This is a genomic window from Nocardiopsis ganjiahuensis DSM 45031 (assembly GCF_000341085.1).
In the GTDB taxonomy this organism is placed as follows: Bacteria; Actinomycetota; Actinomycetes; order Streptosporangiales; family Streptosporangiaceae; genus Nocardiopsis; species Nocardiopsis ganjiahuensis.
The window spans coordinates 82,231-102,980 of record NZ_ANBA01000002.1 but is presented as its reverse complement, the minus strand read 5'-3'; the positions used below and the strand labels follow the sequence as shown (position 1 = coordinate 102,980).

21 protein-coding genes are annotated in these 20,750 nt (G+C 71.2%); 10 read left to right on the top strand and 11 right to left on the bottom strand.

Translation table 11 applies throughout. The features are described 5' to 3' along the window. The first annotated feature begins 22 nt into the window (after positions 1 to 22). Both wrbA and D458_RS32755 read left to right on the top strand, forming a co-directional pair. The gene (gene wrbA / locus D458_RS0101095) at positions 23 to 652 is read left to right on the top strand and encodes an NAD(P)H:quinone oxidoreductase (protein ID WP_017584879.1); all 630 of its coding nucleotides are present in this window, start codon (positions 23 to 25) and stop codon (positions 650 to 652) included. Between the two features lie 78 nt (positions 653 to 730). Next, positions 731 to 1,687 (top strand): arylamine N-acetyltransferase family protein, encoded by a 957-nt coding sequence (locus D458_RS32755; RefSeq protein ID WP_017584878.1) that lies wholly within the window; start codon positions 731 to 733, stop codon positions 1,685 to 1,687. Positions 1,688 to 1,708: 21 nt separating this feature from the next. Here D458_RS32755 and D458_RS0101085 read toward each other — a convergent pair whose 3' ends face one another. Further along, a complete protein-coding gene (locus tag D458_RS0101085; RefSeq protein ID WP_026118874.1) occupies positions 1,709 to 2,611 on the bottom strand; it encodes a LysR family transcriptional regulator in 903 nt (300 codons plus the stop codon). Positions 2,612 to 2,784: 173 nt separating this feature from the next. Here D458_RS0101085 and D458_RS0101080 point away from each other — a divergent pair, with 173 nt between their 5' ends. From D458_RS0101080 to D458_RS0101070, 3 genes are all read left to right on the top strand, one after another. Next, on the top strand, positions 2,785 to 3,792 hold the full coding sequence (locus tag D458_RS0101080; protein ID WP_017584876.1) for an NADP-dependent oxidoreductase: 1,008 nt from the start codon (positions 2,785 to 2,787) through the stop codon (positions 3,790 to 3,792). Positions 3,793 to 3,984: 192 nt separating this feature from the next. Next, positions 3,985 to 4,803, top strand: coding sequence for an aldo/keto reductase (locus D458_RS0101075; RefSeq protein WP_017584875.1), 819 nt, complete (start codon positions 3,985 to 3,987; stop codon positions 4,801 to 4,803). 470 nt (positions 4,804 to 5,273) lie between these two features. Next, on the top strand, positions 5,274 to 6,161 hold the full coding sequence (locus D458_RS0101070; RefSeq protein ID WP_017584874.1) for an alpha/beta fold hydrolase: 888 nt from the start codon (positions 5,274 to 5,276) through the stop codon (positions 6,159 to 6,161). A gap of 201 nt (positions 6,162 to 6,362) precedes the next feature. On the opposite strand, the gene D458_RS0101065 is transcribed toward D458_RS0101070, so the two are convergent. After that, complete coding sequence (locus D458_RS0101065; protein ID WP_026118873.1) at positions 6,363 to 6,962, bottom strand: HAD family hydrolase; 600 nt, start codon at positions 6,960 to 6,962, stop codon at positions 6,363 to 6,365. Between the two features lie 473 nt (positions 6,963 to 7,435). On the opposite strand from D458_RS0101065, the gene D458_RS0101060 reads away from it, so the two are divergent. Continuing rightward, on the top strand, positions 7,436 to 9,115 hold the full coding sequence (locus D458_RS0101060) for a BCCT family transporter (protein ID WP_017584872.1): 1,680 nt from the start codon (positions 7,436 to 7,438) through the stop codon (positions 9,113 to 9,115). A 31-nt stretch (positions 9,116 to 9,146) separates the two neighbouring features. Here D458_RS0101060 and D458_RS0101055 read toward each other — a convergent pair whose 3' ends face one another. Then, complete coding sequence (locus D458_RS0101055) at positions 9,147 to 9,989, bottom strand: aminoglycoside phosphotransferase APH(3') (RefSeq protein ID WP_017584871.1); 843 nt, start codon at positions 9,987 to 9,989, stop codon at positions 9,147 to 9,149. 253 nt (positions 9,990 to 10,242) lie between these two features. On the opposite strand from D458_RS0101055, the gene D458_RS0101050 reads away from it, so the two are divergent. Further along, positions 10,243 to 11,013, top strand: a complete 771-nt coding sequence (locus D458_RS0101050; protein WP_017584870.1) for a nucleotidyltransferase domain-containing protein — start codon at positions 10,243 to 10,245, stop codon at positions 11,011 to 11,013. A gap of 169 nt (positions 11,014 to 11,182) precedes the next feature. Here the strand turns inward: D458_RS0101050 and D458_RS0101045 are convergent, their stop codons facing one another. Both D458_RS0101045 and D458_RS0101040 read right to left on the bottom strand, forming a co-directional pair. After that, positions 11,183 to 12,154 carry a GNAT family N-acetyltransferase gene (locus tag D458_RS0101045; protein WP_017584869.1) on the bottom strand — a complete coding sequence of 324 codons (972 nt, stop codon included), beginning with the start codon at positions 12,152 to 12,154 and terminating at the stop codon, positions 11,183 to 11,185. Positions 12,155 to 12,339: 185 nt separating this feature from the next. Next, positions 12,340 to 13,554 (bottom strand): benzoate/H(+) symporter BenE family transporter, encoded by a 1,215-nt coding sequence (locus D458_RS0101040; protein ID WP_017584868.1) that lies wholly within the window; start codon positions 13,552 to 13,554, stop codon positions 12,340 to 12,342. A gap of 171 nt (positions 13,555 to 13,725) precedes the next feature. Here D458_RS0101040 and D458_RS0101035 point away from each other — a divergent pair, with 171 nt between their 5' ends. Beyond that, on the top strand, positions 13,726 to 14,487 hold the full coding sequence (locus tag D458_RS0101035; RefSeq protein WP_017584867.1) for a class I SAM-dependent methyltransferase: 762 nt from the start codon (positions 13,726 to 13,728) through the stop codon (positions 14,485 to 14,487). A gap of 63 nt (positions 14,488 to 14,550) precedes the next feature. On the opposite strand, the gene D458_RS0101030 is transcribed toward D458_RS0101035, so the two are convergent. The 5 genes from D458_RS0101030 to D458_RS0101010 all read right to left on the bottom strand — a co-directional run bounded on the left by D458_RS0101030 (position 14,551) and on the right by D458_RS0101010 (position 18,554). Continuing rightward, complete coding sequence (locus D458_RS0101030; protein ID WP_017583371.1) at positions 14,551 to 14,904, bottom strand: antibiotic biosynthesis monooxygenase family protein; 354 nt, start codon at positions 14,902 to 14,904, stop codon at positions 14,551 to 14,553. A gap of 555 nt (positions 14,905 to 15,459) precedes the next feature. Further along, positions 15,460 to 16,308: an alpha/beta hydrolase gene (locus D458_RS0101025; protein WP_017584866.1), complete on the bottom strand. Its 849-nt coding sequence runs from the start codon at positions 16,306 to 16,308 to the stop codon at positions 15,460 to 15,462. A gap of 324 nt (positions 16,309 to 16,632) precedes the next feature. Further along, a complete protein-coding gene (locus D458_RS0101020) occupies positions 16,633 to 17,064 on the bottom strand; it encodes a VOC family protein (RefSeq protein ID WP_017584865.1) in 432 nt (143 codons plus the stop codon). Positions 17,065 to 17,154: 90 nt separating this feature from the next. Next, positions 17,155 to 17,970 carry an SDR family oxidoreductase gene (locus D458_RS0101015; RefSeq protein ID WP_017584864.1) on the bottom strand — a complete coding sequence of 272 codons (816 nt, stop codon included), beginning with the start codon at positions 17,968 to 17,970 and terminating at the stop codon, positions 17,155 to 17,157. 164 nt (positions 17,971 to 18,134) lie between these two features. Then, complete coding sequence (locus tag D458_RS0101010) at positions 18,135 to 18,554, bottom strand: hypothetical protein (RefSeq protein WP_017584863.1); 420 nt, start codon at positions 18,552 to 18,554, stop codon at positions 18,135 to 18,137. Positions 18,555 to 18,806: 252 nt separating this feature from the next. On the opposite strand from D458_RS0101010, the gene D458_RS0101005 reads away from it, so the two are divergent. After that, on the top strand, positions 18,807 to 19,532 hold the full coding sequence (locus D458_RS0101005; protein WP_017584862.1) for an SDR family NAD(P)-dependent oxidoreductase: 726 nt from the start codon (positions 18,807 to 18,809) through the stop codon (positions 19,530 to 19,532). Positions 19,533 to 19,659: 127 nt separating this feature from the next. Next, complete coding sequence (locus tag D458_RS0101000) at positions 19,660 to 20,166, top strand: GNAT family N-acetyltransferase (protein ID WP_040702043.1); 507 nt, start codon at positions 19,660 to 19,662, stop codon at positions 20,164 to 20,166. A 60-nt stretch (positions 20,167 to 20,226) separates the two neighbouring features. On the opposite strand, the gene D458_RS0100995 is transcribed toward D458_RS0101000, so the two are convergent. Then, positions 20,227 to 20,538 (bottom strand): hypothetical protein, encoded by a 312-nt coding sequence (locus D458_RS0100995; RefSeq protein WP_017584860.1) that lies wholly within the window; start codon positions 20,536 to 20,538, stop codon positions 20,227 to 20,229. Between the last annotated feature and the right edge of the window lie 212 nt (positions 20,539 to 20,750).

The following is a 20,750-nucleotide window of genomic DNA, read 5'->3' as shown; positions in this document are numbered from 1 at the left end:
CACCGACGCAAGGGAGGAACCGATGAGCGCGCAGAACGCCCGCATCACCGTCGTGTACTACTCGTCCACCGGCAACGTCCACCGGCTCGCCGAAGCGGTCGTGGACGGGGCCGCCGACGCGGGCGCCGAGGTCCGGCTGCGCCGGGTCCCCGAGCTGGCCCCCGCGGAGGTGGTCGAGGCCGATCCCGCCTGGCGGGCCCACCTGGACGCCACCGCACACGTCCCCGAACCCTCGCTCGACGACCTCCGCTGGGCCAACGGCTACGCCTTCGGCACACCCACCAGGTTCGGGAACGTCGCGGCCCAGCTGCGCCAGTTCCTGGACACGACCAGCGGGCCCTGGCAGGCGGGTGAGCTCGCGGACAAGCCGGCCACCGGCTTCACCGGGAGCTACGAGGAGCACGGCGGCCAGGAGTCCACCCTGCTCTCCCTCTACAACACGTTCTTCCACTGGGGAGCGGTCGTCGTGCCCACCGGATACGTCGACTACGAGGTGGTCCACCGGGCGGGCGGCAACCCGTACGGGGTCAGCCAGGTGGAGGAGCGGGCCGCGGTGGACGCCGACTACGCGAAGGCGGTGCTCACGGCCGCCCGCTACCAGGGCGGGCGGCTGGCGGCCTTCGCCGGAACCCTGGCCGCGGCCAGGCCGTAGCCCGACCCCGCCCACCCCGCTCACCCCGCTCGTCCCGACCGCCCCGCCGAGCAGCCCTTCAGCCTTCAGGAGTCACCGATGACCACTCAGAACACCGCTCCGAACAGCCAGAACACCCCTCGGGTACCCGAGGGACACTCCGGCGCGGGTGAACTCCCCGACCTGTCCGCGCGCTGGGACTCCGACCCCCTGGACCTCGCGGCCTACCTCGAACGGATCGGCTACGACGGACCCCTCGACCCCACCCTGGCCACCCTGCGCGCACTCCAGGCCGCCCACCTGGAGGCGATCCCCTTCGAGGGGATCAACCCCTACCTGGGCCTCCCGGTGCCCCTGGACATCGGCTCCCTCCAGGACAAGCTGGTGCACGGTCGGCGGGGCGGCTACTGCCACGAACAGAACATCCTGTTCGGCACGGTCCTCGACCGCCTCGGCTTCCAGGTCACCGGCCGCAACGCCCGCATGCTGATGGGCGCGGACGAAGGCGTCATGACCGCTCGCGGGCACGCCGTCCTGTCCGTGGTGATCGACGGGACGGACTGGCACGTGGACGTGGGCATCGGCAACGTCGGACCGCGCGAGCCGGTCCCCCTGACCGAGGGGGCGAGGGTGGCCACGGGACCGTGGGAGTACCGGATGGACCGCACGGACCTGGGGCACTGGCTGCTCCGCTACCGGAGGCCGGGGCCGGGCGACTGGTTCAACGTCGTGCAGTTCACGGAGGAACGCCACTACCGGTCCGACTACGAGGACGCCAACATCATCGCGGCCACGCACGGGTCGTCGCCGTTCACCCAGCAGCCCGTCGTCGCCCACAACGGCGCGCGGGTGCGGCGCTCGCTCGCGGGTCGGACCCTGAACACCTACCTGCCGAACGGGGAGAAGCACACCCGCGAGATCTCCGCGGAGGACGTGCCGGAGACCCTGCGCTCGGTGTTCGGAGTCCACCTGTCAGAGGCACGGGAACGCGAGCTGGTGGAGCGTCTGCGCGACTGGACCGGCCCGGACCCGGACGCTGCTCCGCACGGCCAGTAGCGGTGGCCCCGGGCCCGGCCCTCACCAGGTACGGGCGGCCCTGGTCAGGTGGGAGCGGACCAGCTCCAGGTGGGGGTTGTCGGACGCCCCGGGACGCCGGGCCAGGTAGACGGTGTTGAACGGCGGGTCCTCCGGCTCCAGCAGTGCCACCAGGCTCCCGTCGAGCAGGGCCCGCTGGCACAGGTAGCGCGGCAGGACGGACGCCCCCGCCCCGTTCACCACTGCGGACATCACCGAGCGCAGGTCCGGCACGGTGAGCTCGGGGGTGTGGGTCAACCGCACCCCGAACACGTGCCGCCAGTACCGGCGGGCGATGGGCAGGTCGTCGGCGTAGGTGACCAGGGGGACCCCGCACAGGGCGGCGCAGCCCTGGCGCTGGACCCGGGCGAGGCCGACCCGCTCCGCCCAGGAGGGCGCGGCGACCAGGACGAACTCCTCGTCCATCAGCGGTTCGGCGAGCACAGCCCGACCCCGGGGCCGGACCGTGGACAACACCAGGTCGTGCCGCCCCGCCCGCAACCCCTCCAGCAGGTCGTCGGTCAGCCCGGTGTGCACGCGCAGCCTCAGCTTCTCCCCGGCGACCAGCGGGGCCAGGGCCGGCAGGACGCGTTCGCCGATCAGCTCGGCCGGGCCCGCCAGCCGCAGCGGCGCGGTCGGCTCCGACTCGGTCCCGGGGTGGCTCTGGAACGCCACCGTCTCCAGGTCGTCGAGCGGCCCCGACACCCGGGCGGCGAGGTCGTTCGCGTCCGTGGTGGGTGCCACACCGCGGGGGAGGCGTTCGAAGAGCGCGTGCCCCAGGCGCCGTTCCAGGGCCCGTATCTGGGTGGTCACGGTCGGCTGTGACAGACGCAGCAACTGGGCCGCGGCCGTGAAGGAGCCCGAGCGGTGCACGGCGAGGAAAGTGCGGAGCAGCTGGAGGTCCAGCGGTCCGTCCGCCCTGGGGGTGGTTTCGATCGAGGCCGAACCATTGGAAATTCTATAGGTCACTTCGCCGATTCTATTGGTCCCCGTATGGCGTTCGGGTTTAGTGTCGGGAGCCCGTGGTCGTATCGATACCCCGATCCCACGAAGCCGCGTTCAGGGGGAGTGTTCCAACCATGCCCGTTTCCAAGGAAGTCCACCTCGTCGCCCGTCCCTCCGGGGAACCGAAGCCCGAGGACTTCGCCGTGGTCGAGACCACCGTCGCCGACCCCGCCCCGGGCCAGGTCCTGGTCCGCAACGACTGGATGTCGGTCGACCCCTACATGCGCGGTCGCATGAACGACGTGAAGTCCTACGTGCCGCCGTTCGAGCTCGGCAAGGTCATGGAGGGCGGCGCGATCGGCACCGTCGTCGCCTCCGAGAGCCCCGACGTCCCCGTCGGCGCCAGCGTCCTGCACTTCCAGGGATGGCGCCAGTACGCGCTCGTTGAGGCGTCCCGGGCCAAGGTCGTGGACACCGACGCCGTACCCGCCCAGGCCTACCTCGGCGCGCTCGGCATGGTCGGCCTCACCGCCTACGCGGGCCTGACCGCCGTCGCCGGGCTCAAGGAGGGCGACGTGGTGTTCGTCTCCGGCGCCGCGGGCGCGGTCGGCAGCCTCGCCGGCCAGATCGCCAAGCAGCTCGGCGCCTCCAAGGTGATCGGCTCCGCCGGCGGCCCGGAGAAGAAGCGCCGCCTGCTGGAGGAGTTCGGCTACGACGCCGCCATCGACTACCGCGAGGGCGACCTGGAGGGCCAGCTGGCGGAGGCCGCGCCCGAGGGCATCGACGTCTACTTCGACAACGTCGGCGGCGACCACCTGCGCGCCGCCATCCAGGGCATGCGCGTCCACGGCCGGGCCGCGCTCTGCGGGGCGATCTCGTCCTACAACGCCACCGAGCCGGTCCCGGGCCCGGACAACCTCGGGCTGCTGGTCGGCAAGCGGATCAAGCTCCAGGGCTTCCTCGTCGGAGACCACGGCGACCTCGCCCCCGAGTACTACAAGAACGCCGCCCAGTGGCTGGCCGAGGGCAAGCTGCGCACCGAGGAGACCGTGGTCGAGGGCATCGACAACGCCGTCGACGCGTTCCTCGGCATGATGCGCGGCGCCAACACCGGCAAGATGCTGGTGCGCCTGCCCGCCTGATCCCGGTCCGGTCCGTTCCTCAGGGGGTCCCCGCGATTTGCCTGGAGTGCACTCCAGGTCGGCATCATGGGGACCCCCGGGTCCCCGCCCCCGGCATCCCGGGGAATCCGCCGCCACGGGCCCGGACTCCGTGGGAGCAACCGCGGCACGTCCACAGCCGCGACCCGCACATCACCGTCGAAAGGCACCCCTTTGCAGTACGTCACGCTGAACAGCGGCCTCACCATGCCGCAGCTCGGTTTCGGTGTCTGGCAGGTCCCCGACGACGAGGCCTACAGCGCCGTCACGACCGCCATCGAGGCCGGTTACCGCAGCATCGACACCGCCCAGCTGTACCAGAACGAGAAGGGCACCGGCCGCGCCGTCGCCGACTCCGGTGTGGCCCGTGAGGACATCTTCCTCACCACCAAGCTGGGGAACGGTGACCAGGGCTACGACAAGGCACTGAAGGCCTTCGACGCCAGCCTGGAGCGCCTGGGCACCGAGTACGTCGACCTGTACCTGATCCACTGGCCGCTCCCGGAGCGCGACACCTACGTCGAGACCTGGAAGGCGCTGGAGCGCATCCACGCCGAGGGCCGTGCCAAGAGCATCGGCGTGTCCAACTTCACCGCGCAGCACCTGGAACGCCTGGTCGGTGAGACCGAGGTCGTGCCCGCGATCAACCAGATCGAGCTGCACCCCTACTTCTCGCAGACCGAGATGCGCGCGGCCAACGCCGCCAAGGGCCTGCTCACCGAGGCCTGGAGCCCCCTGGGACAGGGCAAGGAGCTGCTCGGGGACCCCGTCCTGGCCGAGCTCGGCACCGAGCACGGCAAGTCCGCCGCCCAGATCGTGCTGCGCTGGCACCTCCAGCTCGGCAACGTCGTCATCCCCAAGTCCGTGACCCCGTCGCGGATCCGGGAGAACTTCGACGTCTTCGACTTCGAGCTCACCGCCGAGGACATGGACCGGATCAACTCGCTGGACCGCGGCGGACGCATCGGCCCGAACCCCGACACGCTGAACTGACCCCGACCGACCGGACCGGTGCTCAGGACGGCCCGCCGTAGCCCCGGCGGTGTTCCTGGTCACGGTCGCGGCCACGGTCCCCAGGCCCGCCGAGTCGCACTCGGCGGGCCTGGGGCGTCCCGGAGGCCCCGGGTCCACCGGTCGGACGGGAGGGCCGTCCGTTGGTCCGTCCAGCGGCCGGACGCCGTGCCCGGACCGTCGGGAACCGCACCGCGACGGAAATAAACTCCGTGACGGCGGATGACCGCTTCCGGACGGGATCGACACCCCTCACACCAGGGGGAACACGCCCAACAGGGGACACTTCGCGAGGGGTAGGGACCTGTTGTGCGCAGCTCGTCGGCAACACCACACCGAGGACCCCGGGTCCTGAGTGGCGGGTGGCCGGACAGAGGCGTACAGTCCTCTCTGGTGCGCCGGGAAAGTTCACACGGCGGACACCACACCTCTCTCTAGGCGAAACCAGATCCATGACCGTCGTCCCCCTGCGCGCCGCGCGCGTCTACCGCTCCGAAACCGCTGAGCGGTCCGTGCACGCCTGGTGTCACAAAGCCCTGAGCCAGTGGCCCGAACTCGGACCCCTTCCGCCCGTGGAAACCCGTCTGGGCCCCACACAGGCCTTCCGCGCCTCGGGTGGAACCGGAACCCCGGTCCTGGTCCTGTCGGGTACCAACTTCAACGCCGCCACCACGGTTCCCGCAGCCCGCGCGCTCGCCGCGGACCGGCCGGTACTGCTGGTCGACCCACCGGGACAGCCCGGTCTGAGCTGCAGCCAGCGGACCGCGGGTTCCCGGACGGAGACCTACGGTGCGTGGCTCGACGAACTGCTGCCCCGGATCACCGACGGCCCGGTCATCGTCCTGGGCCACTCGCGGGGCGCCGCGATCGCGCTGGCCTCGACCCCGAACCCGCTCGTCGCGGGGATGCTGCTGCTCAACCCGGCCGGGTTGACCGCGGCGGGCGTCAGTTCGGAGTCGATGCGCGCCACCCTGCCGTGGATGATCCACCCCAACGAGCAGACCAGCACCCGGCTCGTGGAGTTCCTCAGCGGTCCGGCGACGGACACCGGCTGCGAGGAGCACCGCTCCGAGGCGGAGTGGCTGACACTGGTGTCGCGCCACTGCCGTACCCACTCCCACCCGACCCCGCTCCACGCGGAGTCCTTCCTCGCCTGGGCCGGGACCCCGGTCCGAGTGGCCACCGGCTCCCACGACCCGTTCTTCTCACCCGCGCGTCTGCACGGACCGGCCCGCCGGTTCCTCGACTCCGACGTGCACACCATCGAGGGGGCCGGGCACCTGTCCCTGTACGAGCAGCCCGAGAAGGTCGCCGAGCTCCTCCGCGAGCTCGACGCCTGAGCGGCACCCGCCCCACGGGCGGCCGACGACCACCGGTGGCGGTTTGCTGCCGCCACCGGAGCGTGGCTCCGGCCCCCGCGGCCGCCACACGGCGGTGGTGGCACGCCCCGGCCGATCCGGCGCCGACCGGTTCCGGCGGTCCTGCCGTTCCTGACGGCGCTGCGGTCCCCGTCGTCCCTGCCGGCCCCGTCGGTCGGGCCCTCAGCCGCGGCCCAGCGCCCGGCGCAGCTCCGGAGCCGATGTGAACACGTGCCCCTGGAGCCCGAGCCTTTCGGCGGCCTCGACGTTGGCCCGTTTGTCGTCCACGAACAGGACGTCCCCGGCCGGGACACCCATGCGCTCCAGACACCACTCGTAGGCTCCGGCCTCGGGCTTGGCGTGCCTGATCCGGCAGGAGAACCCCAGCGTCGGAAACAGGTCCAGTACGCGCGCGTGGTGTTCCTCGAAGCGGGCGGCCAACTCCGAGGGGATGTTCGAGAGCAGCCCGAGCGGCACCCCCGCCTCGGCGAGCTCCGACACCAGCGCCACCGAGTCCCCGTTCACCCGCGACCAGCTGTCCAGGTCCAGGGAGATGAACCGCTCGACCTGCTCGGGGCCGAAGGGCTCCCCGAGGAGGCCGCCCACCGTCTTCCAGTAGGAGGGGCCGTCCAGGTCGCCCCGGTCGTAGTCCTGGCGCGGCGCCCAGTAGGCGGCCCAGAAGGCGTCGTGGCCGTGACCGGAGTACTCCACCATCGTGGCGCGGACCGTCGGTGACTGGTCCATGGCGACCACGCCGAACATGTCGAACAGCACAGCGTTCAAGAGGCACTCCCAGGGTCGGCCGATCAGGGGCGTCGGGTTCGGGTACGAAAGGGCTTCTTCCCCACGAGACTCCCACGAACCACGGTGTCCTCGCGGCTCCGGAAGGCCGAGCCGCAGGAACGGCGACAGGCGGACGACACGCCGTGCCGCCCGCCGCACGCGGGGCGACGGAACTCCCCGGTCCCGTGTGCGGGTGTCCGCGGGCCCGGCCGGAGGACGGCCGGTGAGTTTTGCTTTCCCTTTGAAGGGCATATGAGCAGGGGAAGATTTGTCGTGTTTTGTAGGAGGATTTCCAACTTGTTCGTGATGTAATTCGAGTGTGCCACAGGAAAGACGGTTTCAGCTTTCAGGCAAAGGCAAGTGGCAGAGGCGGAATCGCTTTCCTTGTGCGTATCCTTGCCCGAGGTCGACACGTGGGCACAGGTATTCGCCCGCTCTGTCGAACAACCCCGAGACAGCAGAAAGCAGTCGGCATGTTCGAAAAGCTGGCACGGAAGCTGGGTTTGGAGACGAACCCGGCGATCTTCTTCATATCGGCCGGGTTGACCGTCCTGTTCGTCGTGTGCGCCATCGCCTTCACCGATACGGTCGACCTCGTCTTCGGCGCCACTTCGGACTGGATACTGTCCCAGATGGGGTGGCTCTACATCCTCGGGGTGACGTCGTTCCTGATTTTCCTGATCTGGATCGCGTTCAGCCGCTTCGGGCACATCCGCCTCGGCCCGCCGGACAGCACACCCGACTACACCAACCTCACCTGGTTCTGCATGCTGTTCGCGGCCGGGATCGGGAGCATCCTCATGTTCTGGGGGGTGGCCGAACCGATCAGCCATTTCGCCGAACCTCCGCAGGGGAACGCCCAACCCGGATCGGTGGAGGCCGCGGAGCAGGCCATGGGGTTCACGCTCTACCACTTCGGCCTGCACACCTGGACGATCTTCTGCCTGCCCGCCCTGGCCTTCGCCTACTTCGTCTACCGCAAGGGCCTGCCCTTCCGGGTCAGTTCGATCTTCTACCCCTTCCTCGGAGAGCGCGTCCACGGCCCGATCGGCCGGACGATCGACATCTTCGCGGTCCTGGGCACCCTGTTCGGCGTGGCGGTCACCATCGGCCTGGGCACCATGCAGATCAACAGCGGGCTCAACACGCTGTTCGGTCTCGAGGAGAGCCGCCTCACCCAGATCATCCTCATCTCCGTCATCACGCTCATCGCGGTGATATCCGTGATGACCGGTCTGGACGTCGGCATCAAGTGGCTCTCCTCCATCAACATCGTGATGGCGGTCGGGCTGCTCCTCTTCGTGTTCTTCGCCGGGTCCACCCTGTTCCTGGCCAAGGGCATCATCGAGACCACCGGCGTGTACCTGGAGTGGTTGGTCCCGCTCTCGTTCTGGAACGACACGTTCGGGAACACGGGATGGCAGGGCTCCTGGACGGTCTTCTACTGGGCGTGGACCATCACCTGGTCGCCGTTCGTGGGGATCTTCATCGCCCGCATCTCCAAGGGGCGCACCATCCGGGAGTTCGTCCTGGGGGTGCTGGGCCTGCCCACGGCCTTCAGCATCGTCTGGTTCAGCGTGTTCGGGCTCTCCTCCTTCGACATCGAGATGAACCAGGGCGGCGGCCTGGTCGAGGAGGTCGTGGAGCAGGAGGACATCCCCGGTGCGCTCTTCTCCTTCCTGACCCACTACCCGCTGGCGACCCTCCTCTCGATGGTGGCCATCGTCATCGTGGTCATCTTCTTCACCACCTCGTCGGACTCGGCGTCCCTGGTGGTGGACATGCTCTGCTCCGGCACCGCGGACTCCCCGACCCGGCAGCGGGTGTTCTGGGGCATCACTGAGGGGGTGGTCGCCGCCACCGTCCTCACCGCATCCGGGGTGGGCGGCCTCGACGCCCTGCAACAGACGATCATCGTGTTCGGGCTGCCGTTCTTCGTGATCGGCTTCTTCATGATGGCCGCGCTCGTGAAGGCCCTCCGGGCCGAGACGGCTGAGGGCTCCGGCGCGCAGCGGGAACGCACCGCACCGCTGGCCGTCCGGTCCCGCAGGATCCGCCGCCAGAACAGGCGAGCGGACGGAGGCGCTCCGGGCGGTGCCGGTGGCGAGGGTGCCGCCAACGGGAAACGGGGCAACGGCACCCCGGAACCCTGATCCCCGAGCCGGGAGTTCCGGGCCGGGCGGGTCAGTCCGGTGCCGCCGGCCAGAAGAAGGCGTCGACCTCGAAGTGCAGCGCGAGCATTTCGGGGTCGACGCGTTCCCGGCCGTAGGCGTCCAGGAACCGTTCGGCGTCCGCCTCACCGAAGTGCGGGTTCAGCCGACTGCGCAGGCTGCCCACCATGGCGGCCAGGTCCCGGTGCGAATCCGCGAGCCCGGCCCGGCCCAGATCCACGAACCCCCATCCGCCCTCCGGGGTGACCAGGACGTTCGGCAGGCAGAAGTCCCCGTGGGTCACCACCAAGGGGAGGCGGCCCGCCCGCTCGACCCGGCGTTCCACCTCGGCCAGCGCACGGACCGGGTCGGTTCCGGCCCGGCCGGTGCCCTGCCAGGAGCGCTGGACCACCCCCGAGGCCACCCGTTCCCGGGCCCGCTCCACCTCGTCCTCCAGCCGTTCGTACCGCAGCACGGAACCGGGGTGGGGCCGGTGGAGGCCGTGTGCGGCCTCGGCCAGGACCTCCACCAGGTCCGGGTGCTCCCGGAGGGCCCGGGGCTCGTGGGCGGGGGTTCCCGGCAGGTGGGAGGTGAGCATCCACCGGAGTCCCGGAACCCCGGTCCGTTCCGGCGGGGCACCGGTCTCCAGCAGGTTCGGGACCGCCGCTCCGGCCCTGGACAGCCGTTCCGTGTTCTCCGACTCGGCCATCAGCTCGGCCATGAGGTCGGGCCGGTCCGGCGGCACACTCTTGAACACGGCGACCGGACGGCCGGTGCCGTCGTGGAGGTGGAACACGCGCGCCCCGGAGAGGCCGACATGGACCTCCTCCGGACGGAGGGTGCGCAGCGCCGGGTCGCGGAAGCGGGGGAAGTCCATGCCCGCAGTCTAGGAACGCCGCCCGCGCGCGGACCAGGGGTTTTTCCCCGTCCCGATCCGGTCGGCGGGGGCGCCCCCGGGAGGGCGCTCCGGGTCCGGGGCGGCCGGGACGTTCCTGCGCCGGGTGACCTACGGGCGCCCCGGCAGCAGGGCACCGGACCCGGTCGCGGCCACCGCCGCCGCTGGAGGCCCTCCTGGCCCGCAGCCCGAAAAGGGCCTGCGGGCCCCCGGAGAGTGACGCCATCATGGAGGCATGACCCTCGCCGAACCCGACGAACGCTTCCTCGCCGCCACCGCTGACCGCCTCGCCGCCCTTCCCGGGGTCGAGGCGGTCACCCTCGGCGGTTCACGTGCCCAGGGCACACACCGGCCCGACAGCGACTGGGACCTCGCCGTCTACTACCGGGGCTCCAGGGGCGAGTTCGGCCCACAGGCGCTGCGGGACGTGGGCTGGGAGGGAGAGGTCTCGGAGTTCGGCGGCTGGAGCGAGGGGGTGTTCAACGGCGGTGCCTGGCTGCGGATCGACGGACGACCGGTGGACGTCCACTACCGCGACCTCGACGTGGTGGAACACGAGCTGGCAGAGGCCGAGCAGGGCCGGTTCCGGATCGAGCCGCTCATGTTCCACCTGGTGGGCATCCCCACCTACCTGGTGGTGGCGGAGCTCGCCGTGGGCCGGGTACTGGTCGGGGAGCTGCCCCGCCCCGAGTACCCGAACCCGCTCCGCCGGAGCGCGCCGCCGGTCTGGCGGGGGTTCGCCTCGGCCAACCTCGCCTACGCGGAGCGCAACCACGCCCCGCACGGCCGGGTGGCCCAGTGCGCGGGGCTGGTCGCCCAGGCCGCCTCGCAGGCGGCGCACGCCGTTCTGGCCGCCCGCGGCGAGTGGGCCACCAACGACAAGACCCTGCTGGCCAAGGCCGGTCTGGAGGAGGTGGACTTCGTGGTCGCCGGGATGACCGCCGACCCCCAGGACCTCCTCGCCGCGGTCGCCGAGACCGGACGCATCATCGCCGGAGCCCGTTAGCCGCGTTCGCCGGCCGCACCCCGCCGCGCGCGGTGCGGGCACGGCCGAGGGGAGGGGCGCCGCAGCACTCCTCCCCTCAGGGGTCAGCCCTCCGCGCGGGCGGCGGAGTCTTCCGCCACCTCCGCGGCCCGGCACCGGGGCCTGCCGCCGGGCCCGCTGCTCTGTGGGCCTACTTCTCCCAGGTCAGGTTCACCACTCCGCTGACGGTGTCGTAGCCGGCCCGGGTGAACGCCTGGGCCATGGGGACGTTCCCGACGTCCGTGGCGGCCCGGACGTTCCGAGCGCCCTCCTCGGCCAGGACCCGGGTGCCCTCGGCGAGCAGGTCGTCGATGTAGCCGTTGCCCCGGTACTCGGGCAGCACCGCGATGTAGGCGATGATCGGGTGGTAGGCGTTGCGGGCGGGGATCACGAAGCCCACGGGCTCACCGTCCGGGAGGGTCGCCACCCGCCACCAGGACCTGGGGGTCCGGTAGTTGGCGAACTCGTCGGCGAAGTTGGCCGCCGCGACCTCCTCGGCGGACTTCTCCGAGAGGTCGGCCCGGTCGTGGACGTCCAGGGTGCCGTCCAGGGCCCGGGCCATGAGGCCGAGGATGTCCTCGGTGCTCTCGATCTCCCGGAACCGCAGGCGGTCGCCGACCACGGGAACCGGGTTCTCGGCGAACCACTCGAAGCGCAGGCGCTCGACGAGCGGGACGGCGCCCACCCGCTCGACCGCGTGCACACGGTCCTCCACCACGCGTCGGGCCGCCTCGTCCTCGCGCCAGTTCGCGGGGACGAAACGCAGGTACTCGGGCGGGGGAGTGCCCTGGGCGACGGGGGTGCCGTCGGGGAACAGGGACGCGTGCGCGGTGCGCAGCAGCTGCTCGGCGACGGCGACACGGTCGACGTCGTGGGCGTCGTCGACCACGTCGAGGAGGTCCAGGAGGAACGGGGCGTCGTCCTGTTCGCGGCACCACCAGGACATCCGGGCCAGGAGGCGGTCGCCGTCGAGGGCCATCCACATCCAGGAGGGCCGGCGGCGGCCCTTGGCGAGGTCGTCTGCGAGCTCGTGGTTCTGCACGTAGGGAAGCCGGTTGAAGAGTTCGAGCTCCTCGGGACCGGTGATGGAACGGATGGTCAGGTCGTTCGGAAGAGCGGTCAAGCCAACACCTTCGGTGTGTGCGCCCGCTGTGACCGGGATCAGCGGTGGTCGCTGACCCGGGAGGACACGGACGCGGTGATCACGGGGAACATCGGATGTGCCTCCTTTCTCGTCGTCGCCGCTCCGGGGGTCGGTTGCGGCCTCAGTATGTATAGCGGTGCGAGTCCCGCCCGGGCAAGCCCTTTTCATCCCTTGACGCCCTCCGCGGGCCTCTTCGGCGTGGAACGGTAGGAGCGGGTCACCACCAGGGTGAGGACCCCGGCGAGCAGGCCCCAGAAGGCCGAACCCACCCCGAACAGCGTGAATCCTGAGGCCGTCGCCAGGAAGGTCACCACCGCGGCCTCCCGCGAGTCCTCGTCCGACATCGCGGAGGTCAGCGAACCGCCGATCGTGCCCAGCAGCCCCAGCCCGGCGATCGCCAGGACCAGGGTCGAGGGCAGTGTGGCCAGCAGGGACGCCACGGTCGCACCGAACACGCCCACGCACAGGTAGAAGACGCCCGCCCACACCCCTGCCAGGTAGCGGCGCTCCGGATCCGGGTGGGCCTGCGGGCCCGTGCAGATCGCCGCGGTGATCGCGGCCAGGTTCATCCCGTAGCAGCCGAACGGCGCCAGGACCAGGTTGGTCGCCCCGGTCCAGCCGATCACCGGGGAGATCGGCACCCGGTAGCCGTCACCGCGCAGCACCGCCACCCCGGGCAGGTTCTGCGAGGCCATCGTCACCACGAACAGCGGCAGACCGACGCTGACCAGCACCTGCCACGAGAACTCGGGGGCGACGAACACCGGTGCGGCCAGTGCCAGGTCCACCGACCCCAACCGCAGCGAACCCTGAGCGGCGGCCACCAGACCACCGGCGAGCAGGGACAGCAGGACCGCGTACCGGGGCAGCCACCGGCGGCACAGCAGGTAGGCCGCGAACATCGCGAACACCACCGTGAAGTCACCCTCCATGCTGGTGAACAGCCCGGTCCCGAACTGCAGCAGCACCCCCGCCAGCAGGCCCGCGGCCAGCGGAACCGGAATCCGGTCCATCACCCGCTCGAACCACCCCGTCACCCCGCTCAGCGTGATGAGGGCGGCGGAGAAGAGGAAGGCGCCCACGGCCTGGGCCATGGTCACCCCGTCCAGACCGACCGCCAGCAGCGCCGCGCCCGGCGTGGACCAGGCGGTCACCACGGGCGCCTTGTAACGCAGGGACAGGCCCACGCAGGTCACGGCCATACCCACGCCCAGAGCCAGCATCCACGAGGCGATCTGCCCGGGTGAGGCCCCGGCCGCCTCGGCGGCGGTGAACACGATCGCCGCGGAGCTGGTCACCCCGACCAGGACGGCGATGAGCCCCGCGGTCACGGCGGAGAGGGGAAAGGCGTGCTGGACGCTCCGAAGGACGGTTCTCATAGCGGACCATCCTGTCGCCCCATGACCGAACCCCGTGCACCGGGTGGCGGCCTCCGGGGTCCGGGGTCACCGGTGGCGAGGACCGGTGGACGAGTGGCGGGACGCGGAGTTGTCCACAGGCCGGAAACAAAGCGGTGGACTCGCGCCCCTGCTCCGGGCGACGATGCGGGTATGGACCGAACCTTCGACCGACTCATCGACGAGGCCGCAGCCGAACCGACCGAGGGCTGGGACTTCTCCTGGTTCGAGGGGCGCGCCACCGAGCAGCGGCCCTCCTGGGGCTACCAGCGCCTCATGGGTGGACGGATGGCCCGCGCCACCGCCGCCCTCGACATCCAGACCGGCGGCGGCGAGGTCCTCGCCGGGATCCCCGTACACCCTCCGCTGACCGTCGCCACCGAGGGGTGGCCGCCCAACGTCGTCAAGGCCACCCGCCTGCTGCACCCCAAGGGAGTGGCGGTGGTCGCCGACCCCGACGAACCGCCGCTGCCCTTCGCCGACGCCGCCTTCGACCTGGTCGTGTGCCGCCATCCCGTCACCGTGTGGTGGGACGAGATCGCCCGTGTCCTCGCGCCCGGCGGCACCTACCTGGCGCAGCACGTCGGACCGTCCAGCGTGTTCGAGCTGGTCGAGTACTTCCTCGGTCCGCAGCCGGAGGAGGTGCACGACTCCCGCCACCCCGACCACGACCGGGCCGGTGCCGAAGCGGCCGGCCTGGAGATCGTCGACCTGCGGTCCGAACGGCTCCGCATGGAGTTCGCGGACATCGGCGCGGTCGTGTACTTCCTGCGCAAGGTCGTGTGGATGGTCCCCGGATTCACCGTTGACCAGTACCGGGACCGGCTACGGGAACTGCACGAACAGATCGGGGAGAAGGGACCGTTCGTGGCCCATTCCGCCCGCCACCTGATCGAGGCCCGCAGACCGGAGTGAGGCGGCGGCGCGGACCCTCCCGGCGCGTGTGATCGAGCGGCCGGGAGGGCGGAGGGGCCGGGTTCAGCTCTTCGCGGTCACGTGCTGGACGACCTCGAAGCCCCAGATCTCACTGTTGGTCGCCGCCGGTCCACCGTGCCCGCCGTGGGCGTGGCCGTCCTTCTTCGCGTCGGCCGCGGCCTGGGCGTGGCCCTTCTTGAAGGCCTGTCCGCTCACCCAGTTCTGGAAGTCCTCCTCGGACCGCCAGCGGGTGTAGACGAGGTACTTGTCGGTGCCCTCGACCGGGCGCAGGAGCTGGAACTCCTCGAAGCCCTCCTGGTTCTCCACGAGCCCCGCGCGCTTGGCGAACCGCTCCTCCAGCGTGGAGCCCTCACCCTCGGGGACGGTCAGTACGTTGAACTTCACGACACTGGTCATGCGAGTACCTCCGGTCGAACCGATACCTACTGGGGTCAACCTAAGGGACCGGGTCCGCCCGCCCGCACCAGGCTCCCCGGCGCCGGGCGCCCCGTACTCCGGCGCACGGCCTTTCCGGGCGCCCGGTACCGGCTCGGTGCGGTGGGAGGTCGGGGTCCTCACCGCAGCGTCCGGGGGCGCCCGGCCCACGCCGGTGTACGCGGCGGAGGTGTCGCTGGTGTCTTCTGGCGTTCTCGTGGTGCGCCAGCCGCATGTCGCCCCGGCCCTTGCGGGGTGTCGTCCCCGGAAGGGCCTGTACCCCGGAGATCCGTGGTCTCAGGGGTTCGCGCCCCTCATGGGACGTGGGCGGTGCCTGCCCGACGCGGGTGAGGGGTGGGCGCACGGAGAGGATCGCGCATCTCGTTCTCCCGGTGTGGGGTTCGTCGTGCGTGGGGGAACCACGGACACGCCCCCGCGAAAGCGGGGGAGCACCGGCCCGTGCCGGTGCTCCGATTCTGCTCCGCTCCGCTTTCAAGGGACTTAAGGCCCTGGCCGCGAGGCACCCGAAGTCGGGGGTCAGGCTCCTGTCACCCGGTCCACCCACTCCACCAGCTCACCGCCGACCTCGGCCCGGTTGGTCTCGTTGAGCACCTCGTGCCGCGCGCCCGGGTAGGTGCGGTACACGAGGTCGGCCACGCCGGCCTTGCGGTAGCGCTCGACCAGGGCGTCGCTGAACTTCAGGCGGTGGTTGAGCGGGTCGTGGTCCCCGACCAGGACGTACAGGGGCAGGTCGGTACGGATCCCCGAGAGGTCCGTGAGCGGCCCGAAGGCCGCGGTGGCCAGCCCCACCAGCCCGTCCTCGTCCACCGCGAACCCGCACAGGGGGTCGGCGACGTAGAGGTCGACCTGCTCCTCGTCGCGGCTCAGCCAGTCCGCGGTGGTCCGGACCGGCTGGAAGGGGAGGTTGAACACCTCGTTGAGGTCGGTGGTGCCCGGCGGGACCGACCCCAGGAACAGGTCCACGGCGGTGGTACCACTGAGCGCGGCCCCGGTGAGCAGGTCCGCGTGCGCCAACAGGTACTGCTGGGCGGCGAAGGAACCGAGGCTGTGCCCGACCAGTACCAGGGGCAGGCCGGGGTGGCGGTCGCGCAGGATGCGGGAGAGCGCGGCCATGTCGGCGACCAGCAGGTTCCAGCCGTCGGCGCCCAGCTGACCGGGTTCTGCGTGCATGGTGGCCCCGTGGCCCCGGTGGTCGTTGGCGTACACCGCGTACCCGTGCTCGTTGAGCGCCCTGGCCAGGGGTGCGTAGCGAGGGGCGTGCTCGCCCATGCCGTGTGCCAGCTGCACGATCCCGCGCGGCGGGGTGTCGGGCTGCCATTCGTGGACGTGCACGGTGAGGCCGTCGCTGCTGTCGAAGGTGAACATCGCTCTCCCCGGGTGTGGGTGACAGGGCTTGGGTGGCAGATACACGGGTTGCAGAGGCCGGTTTGCGGATGCCGGGCCGCGGGGGCTTGCGTTGCGGAGCCCGGCCGCGGGGGCCGGGCCGCCGGGCCGACTCGAAGGGACCGGGTGCTGGTCCCGGGCTGCAGGCCTTGACCGCCGGAGCCGCGGGCCCGGTGGGGTACGGGAGGTCCGCCGTGCACCGATTGTGCCCCGGGATGCTCGTTCCTGCCCAGGGCGGGCCGGCCCGCCGTTCGGGAGGGCCGGTCGTCGCGGCCGCGTTCCACCGCTGGGCGCGAGGTCCCTCGGTCAGCCGAACACCACGTTTCCCGATCCGTCCACGTGCCATCCGGGGTTGTGCGCGATCTCCCAGACCACACCGTTGGGGTCGCGCACGTGCGCGTGGAAGACCCCGCCGAACTCGCCCTGCTGGGGCCGCTTCACCACGGTCGCCCCGGCCGCGGTCATCGCCTCGACGGTGGCCCCGACCTCCTCGGGGCTGTCCACGTTGTGCGACAGGGTGAGCCCCGAGACCCCCGTGATTCCGGAGCCGCCGCCGAGGTCGCGGTCGAACTTGCGCGTGTCGAACAGGCCCAGCACCAGCCCGGGCGCGACCTGGAAGAAGATGATCTCCCCCGGAACGTCCGCCAGGGGCTCCCAACCCAGGCCGTCCCGGTAGAAGCGCCGCGCCGCGTCCAGATCCGCCGTGGCCAGTGTCATGAAGTGCACCTGCTGCCGCATGTTCCCCCCGGTGTCCCGTCCGTGCCGGGAGCGTATCCACCCGCTACGACGAAGCGGCCGCACCACGCCCCGAGAGGGTTCCTCGGGCCGTCAGCGCAGGCCGTGCTTGCGGGCCACGATCCGCAGCATCACGGCGCGGGGCAGCAGACGGCGCAGCGCGAACACGACCGGCGCGTTGCTGCCCACCGCGTACAGCGGACGCGGCCGCTTCGCCTCGATCGCGCCGACCACGGTCGCCGCCACCCGTTCCGCCGGGATCCCCTTGGCCTCGTTGGCGTTGAGCGTGTCCACCATGGTCCGGTACTCCTCCCGGAACGGGGACCCCTCGCCCACGTACTGGGTACGGCGCTCACTGATCCCGGTGTTGATCGAACCCGGCTCCACCGTGGTCACACCCACCCCGAACGGCGAGAGCTCACGCCGCGCGGCGTCCGCGAACCCCTTCACCGCCGCCTTGGACGCCACGTACGAGGAGCGGTACGCCAGTGGGAAACTCGCCAGCATCGAACCCACCATCACCACACGCCCGTACCCCCGCGAGCGCATCCCCGGAAGGACGAGCTGGGTGAGGCGGACCGCGCCGAACACGTTGAGCCGGAACACCCGCTCCACCGCGTCCATGGGAAGTTCCTCGATCGGTCCGTTCTGGCTCTCGCCCGCGTTGTTGACCAGGACGTCCACCTCGCCCGCGGCCTCGGCGCAGGCCTCCACGGACGCGTAGTCGGTCAGGTCCAGGGCCAGGTACTCGACTCCCGGCACCGGCGCGGTGACGGCTCCGGGGTCGCGGCTGGTCCCGAACACGCGGTAGCCGCGCTCGACCAGGGCCGCGGCGACGGCCGCCCCGATCCCGGAGGAGGCACCGGTGACCAGCGCTGTACGGGGCGGGGAGGAAACGGCGGGGGACATGGGGAGGCCCTTCGGTTCGGGGGACGGGGTCCGAGGCGCACCACAGTAGTTGACCCGTGCTCAACAGCCCCGGCCCCGGGAGCCCCGGCCTCGGGAACTCCGCCCCCAGGAGCCCCGCCCCGTCTCTGAACCGTCCCGCGCCGCTCCACGGACGAGGCCGGGGATCAGTCCTGTTCGCAGCCCTCCAGGACCAGTGCCAGCCCGGCGCCGAGCAGCCACAGGTCCTTGGACAGGGGAATGCCCTCCGGGGTGGGCGCCAGGCTCCGGGGCTTGTGCATCCCGGGCGTGCGCAGGTAGAGGCCGAGCAGGCCGGACGCGAACGCGCTCAGCCCCGCTCCGGCGAGCTTGTTCGGCACGAGCGGCACCAGCAGCGCGGTGCCCAGGGCGATCTCCCCGGCGCAGAGGAGCCGGGTGAAGGTGACCGGGTCGACCTTGTCCAGGAACGGGTACGTGCCGACCGCCATCCCGTGGAGGCCCATCGCGGTGTCCTCGTCGGCACCGCGTTTGCTCAACCCGGAGTTGAGGATGGAGGCGCCGGTGGCGATGCGCAGGACCAGCTGGTGAGGTCTGACGGGCGACTTCATGGGAGCTCCAGGGTGGATCGACAGCATTCATGACTCTGTGTGTTCAGAATGCTACGTGCTGGAGTGGCGGAGTTCCGGTCAGGTCCGCCGGGTGTCGACCGTTCGTCGCCCCGGGCGGGGAGACCGTGCTCGCCGGGGCCTCACCCGACTTCGAGAGGTGCCCGAAGTGGAGGGGCGGTCCGGAGCGAAAGTCGGTTGCCCCGACACCCGGAGCGTGGTTTCCTGCGCCCGACCACCCCAGGAAGGACACACATGCGCAGAGTCATCGTGACCGGCGGCGGTACGGGTATGGGTAGGGCGATCGCCGAACGCCTTGCCTCCGCCGGGGACGAGGTCCACATCCTCGGACGCCGCAAGGAGCCCCTCGAACAGGTCGCGGCGGAGAACCCCGGAGCACGGATCGTCCCCCTGGCGGTCGACCTCACCGACGAGGACGCCGTCCTGGCCGCGGCCGAGCACCTCGCGGCCGGACCCGTCGACGTCCTCGTCAACAACGCGGGCGGGATCATCAAGGAGACCCCGGTCGACCTGAAGGGCACCTTCGACATCTACCGGCGCACCATCGACGCCAACCTGCTGTCCGCGATGATGCTGACCCAGGCGCTCTGGCCCGCCTTCCGGCGTCCGGGCGGCAGGGTCGTCAACATCAGTTCGATCGCCGCGCACCGGGGCGGCGGTGACGCCTACGCCGCGGCCAAGGCCGGGCTGTGCGGCTGGGGGATCGACCTCGCCAAACGCGGAGGCCCCGACGGCATCACCGTCAACACCCTCACCCCCGGCTACGTGCAGGACACCGAGTTCTTCACCAAGGAGGGGCGCTCGGGACGACACGACACACTCGCGGCCGAGACCATGGTCGGCCGCGCGGGCACCCCGGCCGACGTGGCCGCGGTGGTGGAGTTCCTCGCCTCACCCGAGGCGTCCTGGACGACCGGCCAGGTGCTGGGCGTCAACGGCGGTGCCCTGCCCGGCCGCTGACCACCACTCCCGCCGCCGGCGGGTCCACCGGCGGCGGTCGCCCTCCTCGGGGCCGGTCTTCCAGGAGGGCGCACCCGCGGACCCACGGCGGCTTTTCTTGCCGCCGCAACGTTCTAGGGTCGTGCCCATGACCCCCACTCCCCCCGGAACCCGCCTCGAGAAGATCACCCCGGAAAACGTCGGCGCTGCCTGTGCACTGCGAGTCCATCCGGACCAGGAGCGCTTCGTGGCTCCCGTGGAAAGATCCCTCGCCGAGGCCTACGCGGCCGGCCCCGGCGTCGCCTGGCCCAGGCTCGTGTCGGAGGAGGGCGAGGTGGTCGGCTTCGTCATGGGCGGGTTCGCGCCGGACGCCGAGGTCGAGGCCTTCCGCTGTGGGATCTGGCGACTGAACGTGTCCGCCGCGCATCAGGGGCGGGGCTACGGCAGGTTCGCCGTGGAGGCCGTGGTGGAGGAGGCCCGCCGGCGGGGGCAGAAGCGGATCACCGTGCTGTGGCTCCCGGGCGAGGGCGGTCCGGAGGGTTTCTACCGGGGGCTGGGATTCCGGCCGACCGGCGAGCTCATGGGTGACCAGGTGCTCGGGGAGGTGTTCCTGGACCGGTCGCCCTTCAGTGCCGGAGAGCGCTCTCACTCTTGAGGGAGCGCTCTCCCGAACGGCTCACCACTTTCGAGGGGCGAGCCAGCCCCGACCGAACGATCAGCCCTGTCCGCCGAGACGGTCGCGGGCCTCCTCCTCGGCGGCCCCCAGCGGGTCCTCCACGAACCCTCCGAAGGTCTGCGCCTGCTCCTGGAACCCCTGCGCGGTCTCGGTCACGCCCCCCATGGCCTCCTCGGCCGCAGCCTGTCCGTAGTCCCCGCCCGCGAGGTCCTGGCCGGTCTCCTGGACGTTGCCGAGGGCCTCCTCCGCGCCACCGCCCGCCTGGTCGAGTACCTGGCCCGCTCCGTCCACGGCCTGCTCGGACGCGTCACCGAGCAGCCCTTTGAACCAATCGATCACTTCACTGATCATCGCTCTTCAATTCTTCCCTGGGACAGAGCCCCGCTGTAGTGGACGCAGTCATCCTTCCCTTCCGGAGTAAGGCCTCTGTAAGGGATCCCAGAGGCCTGAGGGAGGCGTGTGCCGTCGAAACCGGTGAGGGCTGCGAGTGGTCGCCGGATCGCGGGTTTCCCCGGGCGCGGGCGAGGGCCGAGTGCCTTCGGGGGCGCGTCTGCCGGACCGGC

Coding starts and splice junctions, on each gene's coding strand:
- wrbA (WP_017584879.1), top strand. CDS start 23: ATGAGCGCGCAGAACGCCCGCATCACCGTCGTGTACTACTCGTCCACC.
- D458_RS32755 (WP_017584878.1), top strand. CDS start 731: ATGACCACTCAGAACACCGCTCCGAACAGCCAGAACACCCCTCGGGTA.
- D458_RS0101080 (WP_017584876.1), top strand. CDS start 2,785: ATGCCCGTTTCCAAGGAAGTCCACCTCGTCGCCCGTCCCTCCGGGGAA.
- D458_RS0101070 (WP_017584874.1), top strand. CDS start 5,274: ATGACCGTCGTCCCCCTGCGCGCCGCGCGCGTCTACCGCTCCGAAACC.
- D458_RS0101060 (WP_017584872.1), top strand. CDS start 7,436: ATGTTCGAAAAGCTGGCACGGAAGCTGGGTTTGGAGACGAACCCGGCG.
- D458_RS0101055 (WP_017584871.1), bottom strand. CDS start 9,989: ATGGACTTCCCCCGCTTCCGCGACCCGGCGCTGCGCACCCTCCGTCCG.
- D458_RS0101050 (WP_017584870.1), top strand. CDS start 10,243: ATGACCCTCGCCGAACCCGACGAACGCTTCCTCGCCGCCACCGCTGAC.
- D458_RS0101040 (WP_017584868.1), bottom strand. CDS start 13,554: ATGAGAACCGTCCTTCGGAGCGTCCAGCACGCCTTTCCCCTCTCCGCC.
- D458_RS0101035 (WP_017584867.1), top strand. CDS start 13,726: ATGGACCGAACCTTCGACCGACTCATCGACGAGGCCGCAGCCGAACCG.
- D458_RS0101030 (WP_017583371.1), bottom strand. CDS start 14,904: ATGACCAGTGTCGTGAAGTTCAACGTACTGACCGTCCCCGAGGGTGAG.
- D458_RS0101025 (WP_017584866.1), bottom strand. CDS start 16,308: ATGTTCACCTTCGACAGCAGCGACGGCCTCACCGTGCACGTCCACGAA.
- D458_RS0101020 (WP_017584865.1), bottom strand. CDS start 17,064: ATGCGGCAGCAGGTGCACTTCATGACACTGGCCACGGCGGATCTGGAC.
- D458_RS0101015 (WP_017584864.1), bottom strand. CDS start 17,970: ATGTCCCCCGCCGTTTCCTCCCCGCCCCGTACAGCGCTGGTCACCGGT.
- D458_RS0101010 (WP_017584863.1), bottom strand. CDS start 18,554: ATGAAGTCGCCCGTCAGACCTCACCAGCTGGTCCTGCGCATCGCCACC.
- D458_RS0101005 (WP_017584862.1), top strand. CDS start 18,807: ATGCGCAGAGTCATCGTGACCGGCGGCGGTACGGGTATGGGTAGGGCG.
- D458_RS0101000 (WP_040702043.1), top strand. CDS start 19,660: ATGACCCCCACTCCCCCCGGAACCCGCCTCGAGAAGATCACCCCGGAA.
- D458_RS0100995 (WP_017584860.1), bottom strand. CDS start 20,538: ATGATCAGTGAAGTGATCGATTGGTTCAAAGGGCTGCTCGGTGACGCG.